This is a genomic window from Magnetospirillum sp. ME-1 (assembly GCF_002105535.1).
Classification (GTDB): domain Bacteria; phylum Pseudomonadota; class Alphaproteobacteria; order Rhodospirillales; family Magnetospirillaceae; genus Phaeospirillum.
Window position 1 is genome coordinate 530,001 of record NZ_CP015848.1, and the last position, 24,978, is coordinate 554,978.

Consider the following 24,978-nt stretch of genomic DNA (forward strand, 5'->3'; position numbering starts at 1 on the left):
GCGCCCCGTCGGTGGCGTGAACCTCGCGCAAGGTTTCGCCCACCAGGCGGGCCACCTCGTACATGGATTTGACGCCATAGAGCGAGCGGGCCCGGTCGGGACCGTGCAGACGCTCCTCCAGCAGGCTGATCACCGATTGGGTGATGGCCAGATTGCCGGCGGTAAGAATGACGATCACCCGGTCCTCGGCCCCGTCGAAGACGAAGGACTTGCGGAAGGTGGCAACGCTGTCCACGCCGGCATTGGTCCTGGAATCGGATACGAACACCATGCCGGCCTTCAGCCGCATGCCCAGGCAATAACTCACGGTCTTCCCTCCCCCTGGCGATCCATCGGACCAAGGCCGACGCAAAAGGCGGGCCAGCCCCGAAATGGCGGCATCCCCCGGCGAGGAGTGGCGGCAACGCCCAATTCCTGGGCAGTGGCTGCCCGCCGGCCAAGCATCCCATACATTGGTAATGGACCGTATATTGCCGAGGCCGCCAAGCCTGTATCATTGCGTGAGAGATGCGGAAAGGTCGATGACCATGACGGACCATTTCACCGACCGGGACGCCTTCGAAGCCATCATCGGCACCATGCTGGAACACGGCAGTCCGGGCAGCTTCGGGCGCATCCACCTGGTCAGCGTCCTGCCGGATGCCCCGGGCGCGGCCCTGGGCGCGGCCCTGCCCAAGGCCCTGTCCATCGCCGAGCACATCATCCAGCGCCGGCTGGCGCCCGAGGATGCCTGCGTCCCGCTGGAGCCGGGCAAATACATGCTGCTGTTCCCCGGTCTCAGCGATGCCGAGGGCATGGTCAAGGCCACCGCCATCTCGCGCGAGATCAAGGAACGCCTGTTCGGCCAGTCGTCGGGACACATCAACGTCACCGTCCAGGTTCTGCCCCTGGACCGCCTGAAGCATCGCCCCGCGGCGGCCGCCCTGCCCGCCATGGAAACCGTCCTCGACACCCACGAGCGCCATTCCAGCGTGAATCTGCAGGTGGTCTTCCAGCCGGTATGGGATGCCGCCGCCCAGGCCATCGTCGGCAACCGCGCCATGACGCGACGCCAGTTCCAGGGCCACGAATTGCTGGACGACGCCGTGCAGCTGGCGGGAGAGCAGGACCCGCTGGCCCGCGAGCGCAACGCCAACCTCCAGCACGCGGTGGCCGCCTCGCCCACCAACCAGGGCCTGGTGATCATGCCCCAGGCGCTGAACGACCACACCATGGCCGACTACCATGTGATGACCGCCGAGATCCGCCATCTGACCGCGTTCTGCCCCGGAGGACTGATGGTCGAGCTGACCGGCGCGGTGAGTTCGGCCAGCCGCACCCGGCTGCGCGACGTCATTCGCGCCGTCCTGGCCGGGGGAGCCATGGTGGGCGTGCGCATCTTTCCCGAACCGGAGATGGCACGGTTCCTCAAGGAGTGCGGGGTCAGCCATCTGTGCTTCAACGAGGCCCAGGCCAAGCAGGCGGCCTTCACCCATTCGGCGCTCTACGCCCTGCTGTCGGTGGTGGCCCACGAGGTGCGTGGTGTCGGGCTGGAACTGTGCCTGTGGAACACGTCGTCGGGCCAGGACATCAAGCGGGCGGCCACGCTGGGCTTCACCCTGTTTTCCGGCACGCCTTTCGGCGCCAGCCGGCCGTCCATGGTCCCGCCGCACGGCTGGCCGACCAGCAAGGTCTTCCTGTAGGAGGGATTGGTCGGGGCGAGAGGATTCGAACCTCCGACATCCAGCTCCCAAAGCTGGCGCTCTACCAGGCTGAGCTACGCCCCGTGCGGCGGAAAGTAAGGGGTTTGGGACTTTAGCGCAAGGCGAGTCAGCGCCCCCGCTCGAACATGGAATGGATCACCCGGTCGCCGGGCTTCAGCCCCAGCCGCCGGGCGGTTCCGGCGGGAAGCTCCAGCACACCCAGCACCGGTTCGGCCGGACCGCGCGGCTCCAGGCTGCCCGGGACCGCGTATTGCTCCACGTAGACGACGCGCCCGCCACTGTCCATGAACAGCATGTCCAAAGGGATCAGGGTGTTCTTCATCCACATGGAGACCTGGCGCGGGGTGCCGAAATCGAACAGCATGCCCGTTCCCGCCGGCAGGTCCCGGCGAAACATCAGGCCTTGCGACAATTGTTCCGGGGTCGCGGCCAGTTCCACCGCGAAGGCATGGCGCTTGCCTCCTTCGGCCACCACTTCCAGCCTGGACGCGCCGAAGGTCACCGGAGCCGCCGACGCAGCCGCACCCAGCAGGACGAAAATCACCGCCGCCAAGACCCGAATCATGCCGTTTCCCCTCATCTTTGGACGCGACAATGGTGCGCTTCCAGGCGCGGAGAGGCAATAGAGGACAATTTACCTATCCCCGTTGCCGCCACTCCATCCTCCCGCCACCCCGCGCAACACTGCCGCTGGCGAGAACCGGCCCCGCCCCCATTGCAACCGCAGGGATTCCGCCGTCCGGTGGGATTTGTCTAAAATTTTATCCAAATGTACTTTTAAATATACACATAGTTAATGCAATCATTGTTGCAAATTGAACGGGTGATTTTCCTGTTTTCATCTTGCGAATACTTTGATAGAGTCTGTTTCGTGAGCTGGACAGAGGCGAAAGCCTCCGAAGGCCAGAACCGGAGATACTGCCTTGGGGGGCCTTCCCGCCCATCCCCACCCTCCTCGGCAGGGAAGCGTGACCGCACAGTGTGACGTTTCCGCTTTCTGGTCGCACGAAGGGGCGCCGGTGCAAACCGGCGCCCCTTTCATTTGGCGCAACGTTCAGAAGGGCGAAGGGTAAGACGGTTCAGCCCGCCTCCGCCTCGTCGCCGTCGTGGACCAGCCGCCCGGCTTCCTCCAGTTCCAGCACCATGCGTACCAGAACGGACAGGCTGTCGGCGGCCATCTTTTCCATGACGCGGGCGCGGTGGATTTCCACGGTGCGCACGCTGATCCCCAACTCGGCGGCGGCCGCCTTGTTGGACAGGCCCTGGGCCACCAGGACCATCACTTCATATTCACGCGGCGTCAGCGAGTTGGCCCGCGCCTCGATGCCGTCGAGACGGCGGCGCTCGACCCAGGCACGCTGGCTGCTGGACAGGGCCTTGTTCACCGCGGCCAGGAAGATGGCGTCGTCGAACGGCTTCTCGATGAAATCGGAGGCCCCCTCCTTGAGGGCCTACACCGCCATGCTGACATCGGCATGGCCGGTGATGACGATTAGCGGCAGGTCGATGTCGCGGTCCTGCAGGATGCGCAGCAGGTCCAGCCCGCTCATGCCCGGCATGCGGACGTCGGCGACCACGCAGCCGGGGCCATCGCCGTTCAGCCCGGCCGCGATGAAGCTCTCGGCATCGGCATGGACCTTGACCGTATGCCCGGAGGCTTCGAGCAGCATGCGAAGGGAATCGCGCACCGCGGGATCATCATCCACCACGTGAATTTCGGGGGCCGCCGTCATGACCGACCTTTCATCAAAGAAGAAATTCAACCACTGATTGGGCTAGTTTTCGCCCGATGAAAAGATGACCCACGGCGAGCGTCTTGTAAACCCACAGCAACCCTAGCGCCGCGAAGAAAGAAGCTGGGCCAGCTCGACGGCGGTCTTCACCCCCATCTTCTCGAAAAGATGGGCGCGATGGACTTCGACGGTGCGCATGGTGATTCCCAAGTCGTCGGCGATCACCTTGTTGAGCTTGCCGGCCAGGACCTTGTCCATCACCTGGCGTTCGCGCAGCGTCAGGTTTTCCAGGCGCTGGGCCAGGGAGGCGGCGTCGGCGTCGCTGGCCAGGCGCTGCATTTCCCAGGCCAGGGCCTCGATCACCTTGTCCACCAGCTCGTTGTCGTTGAAGGGCTTCTCGACGAAGTCGCGGGCGCCCTTCTTCAGGGCGGACACCGCCATGGGGACGTCGCCGTGGCCGGTGAGAAAGATCACCGGCAGCTTGGCGCCCATCTCGCACAGCCGGTCGAACAGTTCCAGCCCGGTCATGCCTTCCATGCGGATGTCGAGCACCAGGCAGCCGCTGCATCCCGGGCTCCAGGCGGCCAGGAAATCCTCGGCCGAGGAGAAACATTCGGCGGTGACGCCACGCGACTGGAACAGCCAGCCCAGGGCGTCGCGAATCGCCTCGTCGTCATCGACAATGTAGACCACGCCCTCGGTCATCCGGTCATCTCCGGCAGGGTGAAGAAAAAGACGCTGCCGCCCTCCGGGTTCGGCTCGAACCACAGATGGCAGCGATGAGCTTCCACGATGGAGCGGCAGATGTTCAAGCCCATTCCCATGCCCGCCTCCTTGGTGGTGAAGAACGGGCTGAACAGGTTGGCCGCCGTCTCGGGCGCGATGCCGGTGCCCCGGTCGGCGATGCGGACCCGGGCCTGGCCGTCCTCGCTCTCCAGGGCAATGGACAGCATCCGCTGCGGCCTGGGTGTGTGTCCCATGGCCTCGATGGCGTTGCGCACCAGATTGAGGATCACCTGCTCGATCAGGATGTGGTCGGCCTCGACCCTCGGCTTGGCGCCTTCCACATCGAGGTCGATGCGGATGCCGCGCTTGCGGGCGTCGGGTTCCAGGAAGCCGACGGCGCCCTCGATGATCTCGTCGAGGAAGCACGGCACCACCATGGGCTCGCTCTTCCTCACGAAGTCATGGATGCGGCGGATGATCTGTCCGGCCCGCTGGGCCTGGGCGCCCAGCTTGGTGATGGGCGGCACCAGTTCCTCGGCCCTGGTGTCGCCCGCCGACAGCCGGTTGAGGCAGCCGGTGGCGTAGGAGGCGATGGCCGACAGCGGCTGGTTCAACTCGTGGGCCAGCGTCGAGGCCATCTCGCCCATGGTGATCAGGCGGGCGGTATGCTGCAGCTTTTCCTGATGCTGGCGCGACAGTTCCTCGGACCGCTTGCGCTCGGTGACATCCAGCACCGAGGCCATCCAGCCGGTATGGCGTCCGTCCGACTCGATCAGCGGCGCCTCGTAGACCAGGGCGTTGAAGCGCTCGCCGTTCTTGCGCCGGAACACCAGCTCGAATCCTTCCGCCGGCGCCTCGCCGCGCAGCACCGCCCGGTGAATCTCGTACGTGTTTTCCAGGTCCTCGGGCAGCCAGTAGAGCATGGGCGGAACGGTGCCGACCAGTTCCTCGGCGGTCCAGCCCACCATGCGGCAGAAGGCGGGATTGACGTAGGTGATGCGGCCTTCCAGATCACGGGCCCGCATGCCCACGGTAAGCGAATCCTCCATGGCCTTCCTGAAGGCGTGCTCGGTGCGAAGGGCCTGCTCGGCCGCCAGCCGGCGCCGCACGTGCCGCCTGAGCGCCCACAGGCTGGAGACCGACAGCAAGGACAGGATGAAGATGGCCGCCGCCAGCACATTGCGCAGCAATTGCGGATCGCTGTGATACGAGATGGCCACCAGTTCCAGCCCGTGGCCGGGCGGCTCGAAGCGGAGCGTGTAGCTGGCGCCGGGCTCGGACGGCGACAATTGCGACTTGGCCGCCAGCAAGGTGCCGTTGCCGTCCAGAATCTCCAGCCGGTAGGCCTGGGCGAACCACCAGGGCACGTGATGGGCCAGCATGGCGTCCAGCGAGAACACCCCCGCCACCGTGCCGGCGAAATGACCGTTGCGGAAGAACGGCACCTGGGCCTCGAACCGCGCCCCCTTGCCCTCGATCGTGAAGGGCGGGCTATAGGCCGGACGTCCCGACGAGCGGGCCAGGGCCAGGGTGGAATGCCATTGCGGATCGCCCACGCCCCCACCATCGGCCTCGACCGGCGGCAGGGATTGAAGGATGGTTCCCTCGGCATCGCGGACGAGGACCCGCTCCACCTCTGGATCGGCGCTGATCAGCGCGCGGCTTTGCAGAACGAACTCCGGGGAAGCCACCCCGCCGCGTCCCGCCAGATCGGCCAGCTGCCCCAGCCGTTCCACGCCTGAGGAAAGATGGAAATAGAGATTCTGCTCGACCCACAGGATGTCCTGGATCAGAACCCGCTTTTCCTCCTCTACCTCGTTGCGGTGAAGCAGCCACAGCAGAACGCCCAGCAGCATGACCACCAGCCCCATGGCCACCACGGGCATGGCCTGGATGGCCTGACGATCCCTGAGGGCTTTCGGTGCGTTCATGGGTCCTTATCCCCTTGTGGATCACCACAATGGCCGAGGTGCGGCCCGATTCCTATAGTAGTGTGGAATAGCCTGATCTACAGGCATCTTGGGAGGAAATATCATGAAGTTGGGAACCCTCATCGCGGGGGCTATCGCCGCCTGCATGCTGACCGGCACCGCCATGGCGCAGCAGGCTCAGCCGATCGTCATCAAGTTCAGCCACGTTGTGGCCCCCGACACCCCCAAGGGCAAGGGTGCCGAATACTTCAAGAAGCTGGCCGAGGAACGCACCAAGGGGCGCGTCAAGGTCGAAGTCTACCCCAACAGCCAGCTCTACAAGGACAAGGAAGAGATGGAGGCCCTGCAGCTGGGCGCCGTCCAGATGCTGGCGCCATCGCTGGCCAAGTTCGGCCCGCTGGGCGTCAAGGAATTCGAGGTCTTCGACCTGCCCTACATCTTCCCCAGCAAGGACGTGCTGCGTTCGGTGACCGGCGGTCCGGTGGGCGCCAGCCTGCTGAAGAAGCTGGAAGGCAAGGGCATCATCGGCCTGGCCTACTGGGATAACGGCTTCAAGATCATGAGCGCCAACAAGCCCCTCATGGCCCCAAGCGACCTCAAGGGCGTCAAGATGCGCATCCAGTCCTCCAAGGTGCTGGACGCCGAGATGCGGGCCTTGGGCGCGCTGCCCCAGGTCATGGCCTTCTCGGAAGTCTACCAGGCGCTGCAGACCGGCGTGGTCGACGGCACCGAGAACCCGCCCAGCAACATGTACACCCAGAAGATGCACGAAGTGCAAAAGCACGCCACCATGACCAACCATGGCTATCTCGGCTATGCGGTGATCGTGAACAAGAAGTTCTGGGAAGGCCTGCCGGCCGACGTGCGCGCCACCCTGGAAGGCGCCATGAACGAAGCCACCGTCTTCGCCAACGCCATCGCCCAGACCGAGAACGACGATGCGGTGAAGGCCATGAAGGCCTCGGGCAAGACCGCCTTCCACGAGCCCACCCCCGCCGAGATCGACGCCTGGCGCAAGGCCCTGCTCCCCGTCCACAAGGACATGGAAGGCCGCGTCGGCAAGGATCTGATCGAGTCGTTCTACAAGGAAGCCGCCAAGTTCGGCTTCAAGAACTGATCCCGGCCTGACGGGAGGGGGCGCGTTGGGGCGCCCCCCTCCCTCATCCGATTCCATTCATTCGGCTTTCGTGGGAGGTCCCATGCTGAGAGCCCTCGATCACCTTGAAGAATGGCTGATTGCCTTTCTCATGGGCGCGGCGACGCTGATCATCTTCGTCGCCGTCTTGCAACGCTACGCGGCGGGAACCGCCCTGCTGTATCCCATCGTCGGGCACCTGGATTTCGCCTGGGCCCAGGAACTGTGCATCATCATGTTCGTCTGGATGGCCAAGTTCGGCGCCGCCTATGGCGTGCGCACCGGCATCCATGTGGGCGTCGACGTGGTGATCAACCGCCTGAACGACCAGTGGCGGTCGAAGTTCATCGTGTTCGGCCTGCTGGCCGGCGCCACCTTCACCGGCATCATCTCGTACATGGGGGGCCATTTCGTCATGGAGAACGGCGCCCATTACGCCTTCCTCCACGCCTTCGGCCTGCCCACCGGCGACCTTTACGAAGGCCCGATCACCCCGGACATGGAGATGCCCACCTGGATCGTCTACTCGGCCATTCCGCTGGGGTCGGCCCTGATGTGCTTCCGCTTCCTCCAGGTCTGCGTCGGCTACATCAAGACCGGCGAGTTGCCTCACCACGACCACGGCCACGTGGAAGGATTGGAGGAAGACAAGACCGATCCCCAGCGTGCCGCCCAGGACATCAACTGGTTCGAAATGTCCGACAACCTTCACCCCAAGGACGCCAAAGACGATAAGGGTGATAGCGACAAGGAGAAGCGGCCATGAATTCCGCCGTCATCTTCGGGCTGCTGATCGCGTTGATGCTGACCGGCATGCCCATCTCCATCTCGCTGGGCCTCACCGTCCTGTCCTTCCTGTTCCTCTTCACCCAGGTTCCCATCGAATCCGTGGCGCTGAAGCTGTTCACCGGCATCGAGAAGTTCGAGATCATGGCGATCCCGTTCTTCATCCTGGCGGGCAACTTCCTCACCCATGGCGGCGTGGCCCGGCGCATGATCAACTTCGCCACGGCCATGGTCGGCCACTGGTATGGCGGCCTGGGCCTGGCCGGCGTCATGGCCTGCGCCCTGTTCGCCGCCGTGTCGGGGTCCAGCCCCGCCACCGTGGTGGCCATCGGCTCCATCATCCTGCCGGCCATGGTCCGCCAAGGTTTCCCCAACAAGTTCGGCGCCGGCGTCATCACCACCTCGGGCGCGCTGGGCATCCTGATCCCGCCGTCACTGGTGATGGTCATGTACGCGGTGGCCACCAACACCTCGGTGGGCGCCCTGTTCATGGCCGGCGTCATTCCCGGCCTGATGCTGGCCACCGTGCTGGGCGCGGTAACCTGGTACATCGCCTGGAAGAACGACTATCCCCGCCTGCCCCAGGCGACCTGGGGCCAGCGCTTCCGCACGCTGCGCGAGGCCATCTGGGGCCTGGCCCTGATCGTCATCGTCATCGGCGGCATCTACACCGGCGTGTTCACCCCCACCGAGGCGGCGGCCATGAGCGCGGTCTACGCCTTCCTCATCGCGGTGTTCGTCTACAAGGACATGCCGCTCAAGGGCGTGGGCAAGATCCTGCTGTCGTCGGCCTCCATGTCGGCCATGCTGCTGTACATCATCACCAACGCGGTGCTGTTCAGCTTCGTGCTGGCCAACGAGAACATCCCCCACGCCATCGCCGACTGGATCGTCGGCAAGGAGCTGGGCGTCATCGCCTTCCTGCTGGTGGTGAACCTGCTGCTGCTGGTCGCCGGCAACTTCATGGAGCCGTCGTCCATCGTCCTGATCATGGCCCCCATCCTGTTCCCGGTGGCCATGAAGCTGGGCATCGACCCGGTGCATTTCGGCATCCTGATCGTGGTCAACATGGAGGTCGGCATGTGCCATCCCCCGGTGGGCCTCAATCTTTATGTGGCATCGGGCATCACCAAGATGGGCATCACCGACCTTACCGTGGCGGTGTGGCCCTGGCTGCTGGCCATGCTGGGCTTCCTGGTGGTGGTGACCTACTGGCCGCCGCTGTCCATCTGGCTGCCCAAGATGCTGGGGGTGATGTGACAGTGTCATCCTGAGCAGCGCGAAGGATCTTTCAGTCTCCGTTCTCACCTGAAAGACCCTTCGGCGATGCCTCAGGGTGACAAGAGAGTCAGGGGCAGGCCCGCAGGCGGGTCTGCCCCTTTTCCTTGTGCAACTCGCCGCAGACACCGTCCACGCACAGCCGCCAGTCGGCGGTGAAGTCCGAGCGGGCCAGGACGATCTCGTCCTGCGCGATACCCGGATGCCAGACCCAGCGTCCGTTGCGCAGGACCGCCTCGGGCGGCGGCTCCATGCCGGCGCCGCTGCCCATGACCGAGGCCTGGTGGAGATGCAGACGGCCGGATTCCACCCGCCAGTCCTCGCGCCACTCCACCTTCTCCACCGAATGGGTCCAGGCCAGGGTGAAGTCATCCGACGATGTCAGCAGCGAGAGCCCCGCCGCCGCAACCGCGCATAATCCGCTCAAGCCGGCACCACGCGGCGTGTCCGGAACCAGTGCCAGGCGATGAACACCGCCGACAGGGCGAAGCCCGCCTGATCGGTCCACGGAATGGCCGCCACCAGCAGAAACGCCGCCGCCACGGCCACGGCCCGCTCCCAGATGGGCATGGGCGCCCACAGATAGCCGATGGCCGCCGCCCCCCACAGGCCGATGGCCAGCAGACACTTGGCCACCATGTAGGCGGTATCGAGCAGCGAGCCGCTCACCATCATCAGCGACGGATCGTAGACCGCCATGAACGGCACCACGAACCCGGCCATGGCCACGCGAACCGCCCACATGCCGGTGGTGAAGAACTGGGCCCGGGCGATGGAGGCGGCGGCGAAGGCGGCCAGCCCCACCGGCGGGGTGAGATCGGCCAGGATGCCGAAATAGAACACGTACATGTGCGAGACGATCAGCGGCACGCCCATCTTGAACAGCATGGGCGCCACCAGGGACGAGGTGATGATGTAGGTGGGAATGGTGGGAATGCCCATGCCGAGGATCAGCGAGGCGATCATGGTCAGAACCAGGGTCAGGAACAGCGACCCGCCCGACAGGGCCACCAGCCCCTGGGTGAAGGAACCGGCGATGCCGGTCAGCGTCATGGTGCCGATGATGGTGCCCACCAGGGCGCAGGCGACGCCCACCGGCACGGCCGAGCGCGCGCCTTCCACCAGTCCGCGCACGGTCATGCGCATGGTCTCGCGGCCGCCGCGCACGAAGAAATTGACGGCGATCAGGGCGGCGACGATGCCCACCACCACGTTGATGCCCAGCTTGAAGAAGGCCGACGACGCCACGCCCAGCGTCCCCCAGAACACCAGCCGCCCGGCCATGCCGCCCATATTGGCGGCGATGGAGGAGCCCAGGATGACGATGGCGGTCAGCGCCAGCCCGACGGTTCCCGAGAACATGGGGGTGAAACCCGCCAGCAGCAGATAGACCAGGGCGGCCAGGGGCACCAGCAGGTACCATTGGCTTTTCAGGGCCTTCAGCGCGCTGGGGCACTGGTCCTTGGGCATGCCGTGCAGCCCGGCGACTCCCGCCTCCAGATGCACCATCCACAGGGCCGAGGCGTAGTAGAGCAGGGCCGGAATGGCCGCCGCCTTGCAGACCTCGGCATAGGAGATGTTCAGGGTCTCGGCCATGATGAAGGCCACGGCGCCCATGACGGGGGGCATGATCTGGCCGCCCATGCTGGCGGTGGCCTCGACCGCACCGGCGAACTCGGCGCGATAGCCGAAACGCTTCATCAGCGGAATGGTCAGTTGCCCGGTGGTCACCACATTGGCGATCCCCGAGCCGTTGATGGTGCCCATCAGGCCCGAGGTCACCACCGCCACCTTGGCGGGACCGCCCTTGGTGTGGCCGACGGTGCCGAGCGCCAGATCGGTGAACAGGCGGATCATTCCCGCCTGTTCCAGGAAGCTGCCGAACAGGATGAACAGGAAGATGTAGGTGGCCGACACATAGCAGGGAATGCCGAAGATCCCCTCGGTCCCCAGGAAGTACTGGTTGACGATCTGGTCGAAGCCATAGCCGCGATGGCCCAGCGGCGAAGGCAGCACCTCGCCGAAGGCGGCATAGGCGACGAAGACCAGGCAGAGCAGCGGCAGGGCCCAGCCCATCAGGCGGCGCGCCGCCTCGAACACCAGGGCCACCATGATGGTCCCCACCACCAGATCGGTGGTGCTGGGGTCGCCCGAACGCTGGACCAGCTCGCCCTCGTAGACGAGATGATAGAGCGACAGGCCGAAGGACAAGGCCCCCAGCCCCCAGGCGACCGCCACCTTCACCGGGTTGCCCCGTCCCATGGCGGCGTAAAGGGCGAAGACCATCAGCAGCAGAAAGCCCACATGGAGCGAGCGCACCGGCAGCGAGGACAGCGGCGAATAGGCCGCCGTGATGATCTGAAAGGCGGAAAAGACGATGGCGATCCAGAAGATCCCCCTGGAGTCCACGCCGTGGCCGAACACCTCGCCCTTGGTGTCGATCTCGGACGGATCGACACCATTCCCGTCATGCTGGCTCATGGCCCTTCCCCCCCCTTTTCGCGCGTCTATTTCAACAGCCCCGCCTCGCGGTAGTACTTCTCCGCCCCCGGATGCAGCGGAATGGGCGACCTGGCCGCGTTGGCCGGATCGATCTCGCGGGCCGCCGAATGGGCCGCCAGCAGGTCGGGCATGTTGGCGAACATGGACTTGGTCATGCCGTAGACCAGATCGGCGGGAACCCCTTCATGGGTGACCAGGAAGTTGCGCACGGCCGCCGTGGGCACGTCCACCGTCTGGCCGCGATAGGTGTTGGCCGGCACCACCGAGGCGATATAGGCCGGATCGCCGGTCTTGGCGATCACCTCGGCCGAGACGGCGACGATGACGATGTCGTCGCCGGTGGCGAGATCGCGCAGCGACGAGACGCCCAGCCCGGCCGATTGAAGCGTGGCGTCCAGCTGCTTGTTCTTCATCAGCTCGACCGATTCGCCGAAGGGCAGGTACTGCACCTTCATGTCCGAATACGAAAGGCCCGCCGCCTTGAAGATGGCGCGCGCGTTGAGCTCGGTACCCGACTTGGGCGCGCCCACCGACACCCGCTTGCCCTTGAGGTCGGCCAGGGTCTTGATCCCTGAATCCGCCGTGGCAACGATCTGGATGTAATTGGGATAGATGGCCGCCACGGTGCGCAGCTTCTTCAAGGGCGCCTTGTAGCCGGCCTCCTCCACGCCCTCCCAGGCCTGGGTCAGCGAATCGCCCAGCGTGAAGGCCAGCTCGCCCCGCCCGGCCTGCAGCAGGTTGAGATTCTCCACCGACGCCTTGGTGGCCTGGACGGTGACCCGCGCGCCCGGCAGGGTCTTGCCGTAGATGGACGACAGGGCATTGCCCAGCGGGTAGTAGACGCCGCTGGTGCCACCGGTAAGAATGTTGAGGAACTGGTCGGCGGCCAAGGCCGGCAACGCCAAGAACGAGGCCAGCACGGCCCCCGCGATAACCCTCTTCATGATGCCTCCCGAGCATTGGTGTTCTATTAGAAGGGTTTGGTATGACCATAACGCAACCCCCCCGCCTTGACCAGATGACCCGAACATTCGTTCGTTTCGCCTGTCTCGCCCTGTTCTGGGCCGCGCCCGCCTGGGCCGAGCCGCCGCCGTCACCCCAATTGGCCGCCGGCCATCCGCTGGCCGGCAAGGTCTGGGAACCGGCCACCGGCAAGTGGCGGAGCCCGCGAGACGTGATCGACGCCGCGCAGGGGGCCGGCATCGTCATGCTGGGCGAGACCCACGACAATCCCGACCACCACGCGCTGCAGGCCTGGGTGGTGCGCGAACTGGCCGCCGCCGGCCGCCGGCCGGTATTGGCGCTGGAAATGGTGGATACCGACCGTCAGGGCGTCATCGACGGCAATATCGGCGACCCGGCCGGGCTGGGGGCGGCGCTGGACTGGGAGAAGCGCGGCTGGCCCGACTGGACGCTCTACCGCCCCATCGTCGAGGCCGCCCTGGCCGCAAGGGGCGAGGTCAAGGCCGCCAACCTGCCCCAGGACCTGACCCGGCGCATCGCCAAGGGCGAACAGGGCGCCGACGTGGACGGCCGGTTCGGCCTGGACCAGCCCCTGGCTCCGGCCGACGAGAAGGCCCTGGCCGCCGATATCCGGGAAGGCCACTGCAACCTGCTGCCCGAACAGGCGGTGGCGCCCATGGTGCGCGTGCAGCGGGCCCGCGACGCCGCCATGGCCGAGGTGCTGGCCGACCAGGCCTCGCGGCCCGAGGCGGGGCCGGCGGTGCTGATCGCCGGCTCCGGCCATGTCCGCGCCGACCGGGGCGTACCGGTGCGCCTGGGCGCCATGGTCCCCGGCATTCCCATGCTGACCATCGGCTTCCTGGAAGTGGAAAGCGCCAAGACCAAACCCGCCGCCTATGGCGAGTCCTTTGGCACCAGGACGCCGCCCTTCGACCTGATCTGGTTCACCGGCCGCGCCCAGCGCGACGACCAGTGCGCCATGATGGAAAAGCACATGCAGAAGAAGGCGAAGCCGTAAAACAGGAAGGCCCCCGAAGGGGCCTTCCGAAGCTTACTCCCACTCGATGGTGCCCGGCGGCTTCGAGGTGATGTCGTAGGTCACGCGGTTGATGCCCTTGACCTCGTTGATGATGCGGTTGGCCACCCGGCCGATGAAGGCCATGTCGAAGGGGTAGAAATCGGCGGTCATGCCGTCGGTGGAGGTCACGGCACGCAGCGCGCAGGCGTAGTCGTAGGACCGGGAATCGCCCATGACGCCCACGGTGCGGACGGGAAGCAGCACGGCGAAGGCCTGCCAGATCTCGTCGTAGAGGCCGGCCTTGCGGATCTCGTCGAGATAGATGGCATCGGCCTTCCTGAGGATGTCCAGGTTCTCGCGGGTCAGCGGCTGACCGGGGACACGGATGGCCAGGCCCGGGCCGGGGAAGGGATGGCGGCCGACCATGTCGTCAGGCAGGCCCAGCTCGCGGCCCAAGGCCCGGACCTCGTCCTTGAACAGCTCGCGCAGCGGCTCCACCAGCTTCATGTTCATGCGCTCGGGCAGGCCGCCCACGTTGTGGTGGCTCTTGATGGTGACGCTGGGCCCGCCGGTGAAGCTGACGCTTTCGATCACATCGGGGTAGAGGGTGCCCTGGGCCAGAAAGTCGGCCCCGCCCACCGCCTTGGCCTCTTCCTCGAACACGTCGATGAAGGTGGCGCCGATGATCTTGCGCTTCTTCTCAGGGTCGGTGAGGCCCGCCAGCTTGTCCAGGAACAGGTCCGAGGCGTCCTTGTGGACCAGCTTGATATTGAAGCGGTCGCGGAAGACGCTGACCACCTGTTCGGACTCGCCCGAACGCATGAAGCCGGTATCGACGAACACGCAGGTCAGCTGGTCGCCGATGGCTTCGTGCAGCAGGGCCGCCACCACGGAGGAATCGACGCCGCCCGACAGGCCGCAGATCACCCGCCCCTTGCCCACCTGGGCGCGGACCTTGGCGATTTCCTGCTCGCGGAAGGCCTTCATGGTCCAGTCGCCGGCGCAGCCGACGATCTTGTGGACGAAGTTGGACAGAAGCTGCTTGCCGATGGGAGTGTGCACCACCTCGGGGTGGAACTGCACGCCGTAGAAGCGCTTGTCGGCATTGGCGATGGCGGCGAAGGGCGCGCCCTCGGAGGTGGCCACCACCTTGAAGCCGGCGGGAATGGCGGTGACGCGGTCGCCGTGGCTCATCCACACCTGGACCTCGTCGCCCTTTTGGGCGATGCCGTCGAACAGGGCGCAGGGCTCGCCCGCCACCTTGAGCATGGCGCGGCCGAACTCGCGGTGGTCGCCCGGCTCCACCTTGCCGCCCAACTGCTCGCACATGGTCTGCTGGCCGTAGCAGATGCCGAGGATGGGAAGGCCCATGTCGAACAGGCCCTGCGGCGCGCGGGGGCTGCCGAAATCGGCCACCGAGGCCGGGCCGCCCGACAGGATCACGCCCTTGGGGCCGAACTCGCGGATGCTGTCGACGCTCACCCGGTTGAAGGGGTGGATTTCGCAGTAGACGCCGGCTTCGCGCACGCGGCGCGCGATCAGCTGGGTGACCTGCGAGCCGAAATCGACGATCAGGATGCGCTCGGACATGACTTCCTCCGGGGGAAACAAGGGCCGGACTTTAGCGATTCGTCCCGCCCGGAACAAGCACTTGGCAGAGGTCAATTCCATGCCCCGTCCGACGATGGTAGGGTCCGGGCGAATTCAGCCGGAAGGACCCATCCATGCGCCGTTTCGCCGCCCTGCTGCTCCTGCTGCTTCTGCCCGCCTGCTATCAGGTGGAGGCAGAGACCGTCCCGGCTTCCGCCTCCGTCCGGGTGGACGGGGTCAAGGACGGGCGCTATCGCCGTCCCGACGGGGTCGAGGTCAAGGTGACGTGGAACGCGGCGGAAAAGCTTTACGACGTGGCGACCCCGGACGGCCCCACCGGCAAGGCCCGCGCCGCCCGCCTGGCGCCCGGCCTGTTCCTGGTGCAGTACGTGGACGCGGCGCGCCTGACCCTGATGGCGGCCCCCAAGGGCGACGACGTGGTGCTGTTCTTCGCCACCAAGGAGGCCGAGCCCCGCCTGCTGAAGGCCCACGGCCTGGGGCTGAAGCCCGGCCCCATCAACGCGCTGACCGGTCCGGCCCGGGGCGTGGCGGACTTCTTCAAGGATCTCGCCGTCTCGGGCGAGTTCAAGGAAGGCGAGAAACTGGTATATTTGGGGGCTTAGCGCTCAACCTGTCATCCCGACGCCCCCCGGGCGGAGGGATCTCCGCTTGGAATACTGCTTCCCAATTGGAAAAGCCGTTCCAGGATGAGATCCCTCGCATGCGCTCGGGATGACAAGAAAAATCAGGTGGGTTCACCCCGCCTGGGCGGCGTTGACCTTGTCATTAGCCTCGATCTTGCGCTGCAGGGCCTCCATCAGCGGTTCGATCTTGCCGCCCGACGAGCGCAGCACCGAGGCGAAGTCGTCCTTCATGGCGCGGATCAGGCTGACCCCCTGGGCGGTGAGGTCCATGATCGCCGGCTTGCCCTCGGCGGTGGTCGCCACCTCCCACTCCACCGGAATGGGCTCGCCCGGCTGGGACGGCAGCGAGGCGGAGGACAGCACCCGGACCCGCGTCCCCAGGTCCATGGCCTGAGCGACCTTGACGGTGGTGCCCGGCTCGGCGCGGCCCAGGATGCTGACGTAGGAGCTGACCAGATAGCGCACGAACAGTTCGGAGAAGGCGTTCTGCTCGGCCGGGGTGATCTTGCCCCAATAGCGGCCGAGGATGCTGGCCGACAGCATGGGCGGATCGACATAGCGGCGCAGCAGGTTGTCCAGCAGGCGGGTCCGTTCCGGCAAGGGGTGCGTCTTGCCGACGAAGGTGGAAATCCCCTCGTCCACGGCGCTCTGCACCACCCGGCGGCCCTGCTCCACATCGGCGGCGTGAGCGATCCCGGAAATCAGGAGAAATCCGAGGGACAGCATCATGGCCGCCGTCATCCGCCGCAGATAGGTCATAGCCATGTCCGGACTCGTCCCCTGTCAAAAGGCCATATGCGGGAGAGGAAATAACGCAAAGCGGGGAGGAAGGGCAAGACCCAGGCTACAGCTCGACCACCCGGGGTTCATGCCCGGTGTGTTCGAAGAACCGCGCCAGCTCGGCCGGGGTCAGCGTGGTGGTCATGTCGTTGCGCAACGGATGGTAATTGACCAGGTCCTGCGCCATCATCCACGCATCGAGGACCACGGACACCCGCTGAGCGGAATCGTTGATCACCGCGAAGGGGGTTACCGACCCGGGCTCGATCCCCAGAACCTCCACCAGCAGCTCCGCCGAGCCGAAGGACAGCCGCGCCGCACCGATCCTGGCCGGCAGTGCCTTGAGATCGACGCGGCGGTCGGCAGGCGCCACCACCAGCCACAGCCGGCCCTTGCCGTCCTTGAGGAACAGGTTCTTGCAGTGAACGCCGGGAATGGAGCCCCAGACCCGGTGGCCCTGCTCCACCGTGAAGGCCGGTTCGTGACGGTGGGTGACCGCCCGGATATCCAGGCGGTCGAACAGGGCGAACAGATCGTCGGACGTGGCGGGCATCGTCACAGCCTGTCGATGGGCTTGGGCACCGCGATGTGGAAGCCCTGGCACAGATTGATGCCCATCTTGCGCAGCAGCACCATGGTCGCCTCGTCCTCGACGAATTCGGCGATGGTGGTCATGCCGAAGCGCCGCGCCATGGAGTGGATGTGCTCCACCATGATGCGGTCGCGCTCGTCGGTGACCACGTGGCGGATGAAGCTGCCCTCGATCTTGACGTAATCGACGGTGATGTACTTGAGGTACAGGAACGACGAGAAGCCCGAGCCGAAATCGTCCAGCGCGAAGCCCAGTCCGGTGGAGCGCAGTTCGTTGATCATGGCCACGATGTCGCCGAAATGGGGCAGGGCCTCGCGCTCGGTGATTTCCAGCACCACCCGCGACGGCGAAACCCCGGCGGCGCGCAGCCGGGCGGGGATGGCCATCATGCGCTCGCGGTCGGTCAGGCTCTTGGCCGACAGGTTGACGAAGATCTTGGCGTCGCCCAGGCGGCCCGCCGCCATGGCGGCCAGGGCGCCGTCGAACACGGCGGCGTCGATCTCGCCGGCCAGCCCCAGTTCCTCGGCGGATTCGATGAAGTCGCCGGCGCACACCGCCTGATCGCCGTCCACCACGCGGGCCAGCACCTCGTAGGCGGCGATGGCGCCATCCTCGGCGGCGACGATGGGCTGGAAGAAGGGCACCAGACGCCCCTCGGCCAGGGCCGAACGCACCATCTCGCCCTGGCTGAAGATGGCGACGGTGGAATCCTCGCCCTCGCCGATCACCCCCACCTGATTCTTGCCCGAGCGCTTGGCCTTGTAGATGGCCACGTCGGCGGCGATGGCCAGCTTCTGGGCGTCGTCGGCATTGTCGGGATAGCTCACCAGGCCGATGGAGGCGGTGATGCGCACCCCGCCCACCGGCAGGCCCAGCTGACAGTCGGCCACCGCCTGGCGCAGCTTCTCGGCCGCCGCGATGCCTTCCTCCATGGTGGTCTCGGGCAGCAGCACCGCGAACTCGTCGGCGCCCACCCGGGCCACCACGTCGGTGCGCCGCACCTCGCGGTGCAGCACGCTGGCCAGCTCCTTCAGCACCAGATCGCCGATGGGATGGCCGAAGGTGTCGTTGATGTTCTTGAAGTCGTCCAGGTCGATCTGGGCGAGGCAGAAGGGATGGCCGTGCCGCTCGGTGCGGTCGATCTCGTGGTCCAGGAACTCGTCGAACTTGCGGCGGTTGTAAAGGCGGGTCAGGGGGTCGCGGATGGACAGGTCTTCCAGGCGGTGCTGGTACTCCTCCACCGTGCGCAGCAGCTTGTTGAAGTAGTCGGACAGGTCCGCCACCTCGGAGATGATGCCGTTGGTCTCCACCCGGCGCGACAGGTCGGTGTGCAGGATGATCTCCTGCATCAGCCCGACCATGTTGGTGATGGGCTTGGCCACGAAGATCTTCAGCTTGAAATACAGCGCCACCGACAGCAGCAGCAGGATGGCGAAGAAATAGGCCAGCACCGTGTTCAGCACGTAGTCCAGCGACACCTTCAGGGCATGCACCGGATAGACGATGTCGATGACGCCGTTGATGTCGCCCACCTTGGCCGCCGTATGGCAGGCCAGGCACTCCTCCTTGACGGTCAGGGGATAGAGGTAGCGGATGCCGGTGGGACTGGGCAGCAAGGTCTCCTTGCCGGTGGCGAACACCTCGCGGAGCATGGGATCGATGCTGACCAGCGCCGCGTCGTTGCCGATCTCGCCGAACTGCTCGATCACCGGGCGACCGCGGATCACGTGGATGGACAGGTCGGGAAGCGCGTTCTGCAGCCGCGAGATCACGTCGTTGATCTCGTCCTTGGACCAGCCCTTGCGCATGGCGGCGTACAGGGTCTCGAACACCAGGGTCGAGGTCTGCCGCGCCTCGTCGCGGGCGAGGTCATGCACCGACTTCTCGCGCACATGTCCGGATATGAGGACGACCACGCCCAACGCCAGAACGGTGGCCGTCAGGGACAGCAGAAACACCACGCGGGTGATGCTGATCCTGGCCTTGATTGTCACGTCGTCCATTTCCCCCCAGAACACATCAGGTCGACGCCCTATTTCCCGCGCTCTTGATACTCATCAAGACCGCGCATGTCCAACTTTTCCACAAAACGCGACGAAACATGGCCGATTGGGGCGAAGGCTGACGCTATCTTCCGCTCCGTCAGGCGGCTTCCCGGATGGGTTGGCGCCCCGAGATCAGGCGCTGGAACTCCGCCTGCCAGCGTCCTTCCACATCGGGGCTGAGTTCGAGATTGCCGTGCAGGCGGCCGTTCTCGCATTCGCGGCCGACCATGGACAGCGCCACCGAGCAGCCCTCGATGCGCACCTTGACGCGCATGCCCTTGCCCACCGGGCAGACATCACCCTGAATGGTCAGCCCCTGCTCGGACACCTCGTCGAACACCACCGGCACCTCCTGGCCGCCGAGATCGACGGATCCCTTGATGCCCAGGGCGTAGCGCGGCACATTGCGGCGGTCCACCTCCTTGGTGGCGGTGCGCACCACCCGGACGATGACGCTCTTCAGGGACTCGATGGAGCGGGCCACGTCCAGCGAGATGGCGTTGACCCGGGCGGCGCGCTCGCCGGTGGCGCCCGCCTCCTCCGAGACCTCGGCGATGCGCTGGGCCACCTCCTGGGCGGCGCGGGTGGTCTGGGTGATGTTGCGGGCGATCTCCTGGGTGGCGGCGTTCTGCTGGCGGATGGCTTCGGCCACGCTGACCGAGACTCCTTCCACCTCCTGGATGGCCCCGGTGATCTCGCCCACCGAGGCGACGGCCTCGGCGGTGCTGGCCTGGACCTCGCCGATCTGGGACGAGATTTCCTCGGTGGCCTTGGCGGTCTGGTTGGCGAGGTTCTTCACCTCGCCCGCCACCACGGCGAAGCCCTTGCCGGCCTCGCCGGCCCTGGCCGCCTCGATGGTGGCATTCAGCGCCAGCAGGTTGGTCTGGCTGGCAATGCTCTGGATCAGGCTGGCCACCTCGCCGATGCGGTTCACCGCCGCCGACAGGCGGGCGATGGTGTCCTGGGCCTTGTCGGCGGCGACGACGGCCCCGCCGGTGACGCGGTTGGCGGTGGCGATCTGCTCGCCGATGCCATGGATGGAGGCCGACAATTGTTCGGCGGCGGCCGACACCGTCTGGGCGTTGGACAATGCCTGGGTGGCGGCGGCGGCGACGCTTTGGCTGCTGCCGCCCACCGCTCCGGCGGATTGCGCCATCTGCCCGGCATTGTCGGCCATCAGCGCGGTCTGGCTGGCCACCTGTTCCACGGCGGCGCGGGTCTCCAGTTCCACCGTCTCGGCCATGTTCTGCAACGCCGCGACGCGTTCCGTGAAGGCGGCCTCGCGCTCCCGCTCCTGGGCGGCGCGCATGGATTCCGCCGCGCGCATGGCGTCGCGGAACACCCGGACGGCGCGCGCCATTTCCCCCAGTTCGTCATGGGCCTCGACCGAGGGGATCTCCACGGAAAGATTTCCCCCCGCCAGGTCCCGCATGGTCCCGGTCAGGCGGTTGATGGGCTGCGACACCCGGCGGAAGGCGGTCCAGGCCGCCCAGCCGATGCCGGCGGCCAGCCCCAGCACCGCCAGCCACACCATGGCCTGCAGCCGGCTTTCGTAGAAGTCGTCCAGGCCCTTGGCCAAGTCCGCCACCCGGGCGGCATTGGCGGCGGCCAGCATCTCGATCTGCTTGTTCAAGGCCTGGCGGTTGGCGCGGTTGGCGTCATTGTCGCCGAACGCCCTGGCTTCCGGCGCGCCGACCTCGCGCCCCAGGCGCACCAGTTCGGTGCGGAAGGCGGCGAACTGGGCGGCATGCTCGATCGCCGGCTTGAAGGCGGCCCGCTCGTCCGCGGGGACCAGGGCGGCCCATTCGGCCATCAGGCGGTTGATCTCGGCGACGTTCTTCAGCACGGGAGGGGCGTATTTCTCCACCTCCTTGGCATCGCGGCTCATGTAAATGCCGCGCGAGTCCATCACCACGGCATTGATCAGGCCGTTGATCTTCTCGCCGATGACCGCCCGCTGGGAGGCGCCTTGCATCTCCAGCACGTGCTGGTGATAGGTGGCCATGGAGCGGATTCCCACCAGGGCCATGGCGATGGCGGCAACCCCGACCAGTCCGACGGCAGCGAAAATCCGCAGTTTCAGCGACAGGTGAAACACACCCATGTTCCCCTCCCCGACAGGAAAGCCACTGAGGAGAGGTATGTCGCCCTATGCCGGATTCTCAGGTCATAGACACTATGTCTCTCGGTCTAAGGTATGAACCCGATCTTAGCGCCCGATGACCAGGGTGGCCCAGCCGTCGATGAGAATCCGGCGCCGCAGGGTCAGCCCCTGCTTCTCGTGATTGGCCATGACCATGCGTTCCTGGCGCTCCAGCAGGCCCGACAGGATCGCCAGCCCGCCGGGGGCCAGATGGGCGGCCAGGTCGGGGGCGAAGCGGCACAGCGGCCGGGCCAGGATGTTGGCGAAGATCAGGTCGTAAGGCTTGCCCCCGCCCACCGCCGGATTGCGGTAGCCGTCGCTGACCACGGCGGTGACGCGGGACGCGACGCCGTTGTTGGCGGCGTTGCCGGCCAGCACCTTGACCGCCGAGGGGTCGATATCGGTACACAGTACCTTGGCCGCCCACAGCTTGGCCGCCGCGATGCCCAGAATCCCCGAGCCCGAGCCCAGGTCCAGCACGTTGGCGCGGCGGCGCTGCTTGCCCAGCGCGTCCAGCGCCAGCAGGCAGCCGCGCGTGGTGGCGTGCTCGCCCGAGCCGAAGGCGGTGCCGGCGTCGATCTCGATGCCGATGGTTCCCACCGGCGGCTTGCCGTCCCAGTGCGAGCCGTGGACGAAGAAACGGCCGGCGGCGATGGGGGGGAAGTCGCGCAGGTTTTCCAGCACCCAATCCACGTTGGGCAGCATCTCGATCCCCAGGGGCGGGACGTCGATGCCGTTGGCGGCGGCCACCGCCGACAGGCCTGCGACGATGGCGGCGCGGTCGGGCGGCGTGCGCGAGAACCCTTCCAGGAACCAGTCGCACTCGCCGTCCGAGATGCCCGAGCGGTCCTCCATGAACATGGTCACCGCCTCGGCATGGCGCTCGAACACCTCCTCGAACACCGGGAGGGTCTCCATGGAAACGGTGAGGCGCAGGCGCCAGATGTCGGGGAAAACGGGGGGCATGGCAGTCTCTCTTCAGTAATCCTGTCATCCCGAGCGCAGCCGAGGGATCTCGTTCTGCTCCGCCTTGCCCGCAGCGGTAACGCCGGAGCAAGCGGAGATCCTTCACTTCGTTCAGGATGACGGGCGCTGGAAACGGCTACACCGCCGAAACGAAACTGTCGAGCACCTTCTTGGTCCCCGCCTTGTCGAAGGCGATTTCCAGTTTGTTGCCGTCCAGCGACAGCACGGTGCCGGTACCGAACTTGTCGTGGAACACCCGTTGGCCCGGCTTGAAACCGCCTTCGCTCTGGCGGGGTTTGGGCTGGCTCCAGGCGGTGGGGGCGGCGGCCGGGCGGGGCTGGCCGAAGCGGGCACGGCTCCAGGCGGGATCGTTCCAGGCCGCCTTGGATTCCGCCAGCCCGCCGCCGTACAGCCCGCGCTCGCCCGAGCGTTCCACATGGGATTCAGGCAGTTCCTCGACGAAGCGGCTGGGAAGCTGGGATTTCCACTGGTTGTAGATGCGGCGGTTGGCGGCGAAGGAGACCAGCACCCGCTTGCGGGCCCGCGTCAGGCCCACATAGGCCAGGCGGCGCTCCTCCTCCAGCCCGCTGGTGCCGGATTCGGACAAGGCGCGGATATGGGGGAAGACCTCCTCCTCCCAGCCGGGCAGGAACACCGAATCGAATTCGAGGCCCTTGGCGCCGTGCAGCGTCATGATCACCACGCTGTCGGCTTCGGCCTTGGAATCGTTTTCCATGACCAGGGCCACGTGTTCGAGGAAGCTGGGAAGCGAATCGTATTCTTCCAGCGCCGCCACCAGTTCCTTCAGGTTCTCCACCCGGCCGGGCGCGTCGGCCGACTTGTCGGCCTTCCACATGTCCACGTAACCGGATTCGTCAAGAATGGTGGCCGCCAGTTCGGCGTGGGGCATGGAATCCAGCAGCGAGCGCCAGCGGTCCACGTCCTCGACGAACTTGGCCAGCGCCTGACGCGGCTTGGGCTTCAGCTCGTCGGTGCCGGCCAGTCGGCGGGCGGCCTCCAAGAGCGGCACCTGCTCGGCGCGGGCCGCCAGGTGGATGGTCTGGATGGCGGCCTCGCCCAGGCCGCGCTTAGGGGTATTGACGATGCGCTCGAAGGCCAGCCCGTCCGAGGCCGAGACCACCAGACGCAGATAGGCCATGGCGTCCCTGATCTCGAGCCGCTCGTAGAAGCGCGGTCCGCCGATGACGCGATAGGGAATGCCGGTGGTGATCAGCCGTTCCTCGAACTCGCGGGTCTGAAAGCCGGCGCGCACCAGGATGGCCATGGAGGAAAGCGTCTCGCCCCTGCGCTGCAGCGCCTCGATCTCGTCGACCACCAGCCGGGCCTCGGCCTCGCCGTCCCACACCGCCATGGTGCGGATCTTCTCGATGGCGTCCAGATCGTGGGCCAGACCGGGGCGCAGGGTCTTGCCCAGCCGCCCGGCATTGTTGGCGATCAGGGCCGAGGCCGCCGCCAGGATGTGGGGGGTCGAGCGGTAGTTGCTTTCCAGGCGCACCACACGAGCCCCGGGAAAGTCCTTCTCGAAGCGCAGGATGTTGCCCACCTCGGCGCCGCGCCAGGAATAGATGGACTGGTCGTCGTCGCCGACGCAGCAGATGTTGCGATGGGTCTGGGCCAGCAGGCGCAGCCACAGATACTGGGCCACGTTGGTGTCCTGGTACTCGTCCACCAGCAGATAGCGGAAACGCCCCTGCCAGCGGGAAAGCGCCTCGGCATCGGACAGGAACACGGTCAGCACGTGCAGCAGCAGATCGCCGAAATCGCAGGCATTGAGCGCCTTCAACCGCTCCTGATAGGCGCGGTACAGGGCCTTGGCCTGCCCCTCGGCGCCCCCGTCGGCGGCCGCCTTGTCGGGGGTAACGGCCCGGTCCTTCCAGCGCTGGATGGTGGCCATCAGCCCCTGGGGCGGCGTGGCCTTGGGGTCCACATGGGCGTCGGCCATCACCTGCTTCAACACCCGCATCTGGTCGTCCGCATCCAGCACGGTGAAGTCGGCCGCCAGCCCCACCGCCTCGGCATGGGACCTGAGGATACGCAGGCACAGCGAGTGGAAGGTGCCCAGCCAGATGCCGTCCGCCACCGGGCCGACCAACTGGCCGACCCGCTCCTTCATCTCGCGCGCCGCGCGGTTGGTGAAGGTCACCGCCAGACACTGCCAGGGCTGGGCCAGGCCCGACGCCAGGATGTGGGCCAGACGCGACGTCAGCACCTTGGTCTTGCCGGTACCGGCCCCCGACAGCACCAGGACCGGCCCATCGGTGGTGGTCACCGCCTGGAACTGCTCGGGGTTCAGCCCCTTCAGCCAAGGGGCGTCCAGCGGCACCGGCCGGGGACCGGATGCACGGGGGGAAGACGGCGCGGAGGGCGCCTCGTCGTCAAGGGCGAAGGGATCTGACATGGGGCGGAGTGTGGCCGAAGCCAT

At 66.4% G+C, this 24,978-nt stretch carries 22 protein-coding genes and 1 tRNA gene (1 of these 23 cut by a window edge); 6 read left to right on the plus strand and 17 right to left on the minus strand.

Annotated elements, in window-relative coordinates; genetic code table 11:
* A protein-coding gene (locus tag WV31_RS02375; protein WP_085372100.1) for a proteasome-type protease crosses the window boundary here: on the minus strand, positions 1-307 show its start. The gene continues 428 nt to the left of window position 1, outside the view; 307 of the gene's 735 nt are visible here — the first part of the coding sequence; it begins with the start codon at positions 305-307; the stop codon falls past the left edge of the window.
* 214 nt (positions 308-521) lie between these two features.
* On the opposite strand from WV31_RS02375, the gene WV31_RS02380 reads away from it, so the two are divergent.
* Positions 522-1,682: a hypothetical protein gene (locus WV31_RS02380; protein ID WP_237051457.1), complete on the plus strand. Its 1,161-nt coding sequence runs from the start codon at positions 522-524 to the stop codon at positions 1,680-1,682.
* Between the two features lie 7 nt (positions 1,683-1,689).
* Here the strand turns inward: WV31_RS02380 and WV31_RS02385 are convergent.
* The 6 genes from WV31_RS02385 to WV31_RS02405 all read right to left on the minus strand — a co-directional run bounded on the left by WV31_RS02385 (position 1,690) and on the right by WV31_RS02405 (position 6,093).
* A tRNA-Pro gene (locus tag WV31_RS02385) sits at positions 1,690-1,766 on the minus strand.
* 43 nt (positions 1,767-1,809) lie between these two features.
* Positions 1,810-2,268: a DUF192 domain-containing protein gene (locus WV31_RS02390; protein WP_237051458.1), complete on the minus strand. Its 459-nt coding sequence runs from the start codon at positions 2,266-2,268 to the stop codon at positions 1,810-1,812.
* Between the two features lie 514 nt (positions 2,269-2,782).
* Positions 2,783-3,088, minus strand: coding sequence for a response regulator transcription factor (locus WV31_RS22745; RefSeq protein ID WP_335645113.1), 306 nt, complete (start codon positions 3,086-3,088; stop codon positions 2,783-2,785).
* 66 nt (positions 3,089-3,154) lie between these two features.
* Positions 3,155-3,436 carry a response regulator transcription factor gene (locus tag WV31_RS22750; protein WP_335645114.1) on the minus strand — a complete coding sequence of 94 codons (282 nt, stop codon included), beginning with the start codon at positions 3,434-3,436 and terminating at the stop codon, positions 3,155-3,157.
* A 102-nt stretch (positions 3,437-3,538) separates the two neighbouring features.
* Positions 3,539-4,141, minus strand: coding sequence for a response regulator transcription factor (locus WV31_RS02400; RefSeq protein ID WP_085372102.1), 603 nt, complete (start codon positions 4,139-4,141; stop codon positions 3,539-3,541).
* Complete coding sequence (locus WV31_RS02405) at positions 4,138-6,093, minus strand: PAS domain S-box protein (protein WP_085372103.1); 1,956 nt, start codon at positions 6,091-6,093, stop codon at positions 4,138-4,140. The genes WV31_RS02400 and WV31_RS02405 overlap by 4 nt, the downstream gene beginning before the upstream one ends.
* 103 nt (positions 6,094-6,196) lie before the next feature.
* Here WV31_RS02405 and WV31_RS02410 point away from each other — a divergent pair, with 103 nt between their 5' ends.
* The 3 genes from WV31_RS02410 to WV31_RS02420 all read left to right on the plus strand — a co-directional run bounded on the left by WV31_RS02410 (position 6,197) and on the right by WV31_RS02420 (position 9,274).
* On the plus strand, positions 6,197-7,210 hold the full coding sequence (locus WV31_RS02410; RefSeq protein WP_085372104.1) for a TRAP transporter substrate-binding protein: 1,014 nt from the start codon (positions 6,197-6,199) through the stop codon (positions 7,208-7,210).
* Between the two features lie 82 nt (positions 7,211-7,292).
* Positions 7,293-7,994 (plus strand): TRAP transporter small permease, encoded by a 702-nt coding sequence (locus WV31_RS02415; RefSeq protein WP_206072576.1) that lies wholly within the window; start codon positions 7,293-7,295, stop codon positions 7,992-7,994.
* Positions 7,991-9,274, plus strand: coding sequence for a TRAP transporter large permease (locus WV31_RS02420; protein WP_085372105.1), 1,284 nt, complete (start codon positions 7,991-7,993; stop codon positions 9,272-9,274). The genes WV31_RS02415 and WV31_RS02420 overlap by 4 nt, the downstream gene beginning before the upstream one ends.
* Before the next feature lie 88 nt (positions 9,275-9,362).
* On the opposite strand, the gene WV31_RS02425 is transcribed toward WV31_RS02420, so the two are convergent.
* The 3 genes from WV31_RS02425 to WV31_RS02435 are packed head-to-tail and all read right to left on the minus strand — an operon-like array spanning position 9,363 to position 12,738.
* Positions 9,363-9,719 carry a DUF1850 domain-containing protein gene (locus WV31_RS02425; RefSeq protein WP_085372106.1) on the minus strand — a complete coding sequence of 119 codons (357 nt, stop codon included), beginning with the start codon at positions 9,717-9,719 and terminating at the stop codon, positions 9,363-9,365.
* Positions 9,716-11,773: a TRAP transporter permease gene (locus WV31_RS02430; protein ID WP_206072577.1), complete on the minus strand. Its 2,058-nt coding sequence runs from the start codon at positions 11,771-11,773 to the stop codon at positions 9,716-9,718. The genes WV31_RS02425 and WV31_RS02430 overlap by 4 nt, the downstream gene beginning before the upstream one ends.
* Positions 11,774-11,799: 26 nt before the next feature.
* Positions 11,800-12,738: a TAXI family TRAP transporter solute-binding subunit gene (locus tag WV31_RS02435; RefSeq protein ID WP_085372107.1), complete on the minus strand. Its 939-nt coding sequence runs from the start codon at positions 12,736-12,738 to the stop codon at positions 11,800-11,802.
* 74 nt (positions 12,739-12,812) lie between these two features.
* Between WV31_RS02435 and WV31_RS02440 the strand changes: the two genes are divergently transcribed.
* Positions 12,813-13,775 (plus strand): ChaN family lipoprotein, encoded by a 963-nt coding sequence (locus WV31_RS02440; protein ID WP_085372108.1) that lies wholly within the window; start codon positions 12,813-12,815, stop codon positions 13,773-13,775.
* Positions 13,776-13,808: 33 nt separating this feature from the next.
* Here WV31_RS02440 and guaA read toward each other — a convergent pair whose 3' ends face one another.
* A complete protein-coding gene (gene guaA / locus WV31_RS02445; RefSeq protein WP_085372109.1) occupies positions 13,809-15,365 on the minus strand; it encodes a glutamine-hydrolyzing GMP synthase in 1,557 nt (518 codons plus the stop codon).
* 134 nt (positions 15,366-15,499) lie between these two features.
* On the opposite strand from guaA, the gene WV31_RS02450 reads away from it, so the two are divergent.
* Positions 15,500-15,988 carry a hypothetical protein gene (locus WV31_RS02450; protein ID WP_085372110.1) on the plus strand — a complete coding sequence of 163 codons (489 nt, stop codon included), beginning with the start codon at positions 15,500-15,502 and terminating at the stop codon, positions 15,986-15,988.
* Positions 15,989-16,120: 132 nt separating this feature from the next.
* Here WV31_RS02450 and WV31_RS02455 read toward each other — a convergent pair whose 3' ends face one another.
* From WV31_RS02455 to WV31_RS02480, 6 genes are all read right to left on the minus strand, one after another.
* Entirely contained in the window at positions 16,121-16,774 is a 654-nt protein-coding gene (locus WV31_RS02455; protein WP_237051459.1) for an MlaC/ttg2D family ABC transporter substrate-binding protein, read from the minus strand.
* 79 nt (positions 16,775-16,853) lie between these two features.
* On the minus strand, positions 16,854-17,342 hold the full coding sequence (locus WV31_RS02460) for a prolyl-tRNA synthetase associated domain-containing protein (protein ID WP_085372112.1): 489 nt from the start codon (positions 17,340-17,342) through the stop codon (positions 16,854-16,856).
* A 2-nt stretch (positions 17,343-17,344) separates the two neighbouring features.
* Positions 17,345-19,384, minus strand: a complete 2,040-nt coding sequence (locus WV31_RS02465) for an EAL domain-containing protein (protein WP_085372113.1) — start codon at positions 19,382-19,384, stop codon at positions 17,345-17,347.
* 139 nt (positions 19,385-19,523) lie between these two features.
* Complete coding sequence (locus tag WV31_RS02470; protein WP_085372114.1) at positions 19,524-21,530, minus strand: methyl-accepting chemotaxis protein; 2,007 nt, start codon at positions 21,528-21,530, stop codon at positions 19,524-19,526.
* A gap of 105 nt (positions 21,531-21,635) precedes the next feature.
* Complete coding sequence (locus WV31_RS02475; RefSeq protein WP_085372115.1) at positions 21,636-22,535, minus strand: 50S ribosomal protein L11 methyltransferase; 900 nt, start codon at positions 22,533-22,535, stop codon at positions 21,636-21,638.
* A gap of 136 nt (positions 22,536-22,671) precedes the next feature.
* Positions 22,672-24,954 carry an ATP-dependent helicase gene (locus WV31_RS02480; RefSeq protein ID WP_085372116.1) on the minus strand — a complete coding sequence of 761 codons (2,283 nt, stop codon included), beginning with the start codon at positions 24,952-24,954 and terminating at the stop codon, positions 22,672-22,674.
* Positions 24,955-24,978 lie beyond the last annotated feature (24 nt).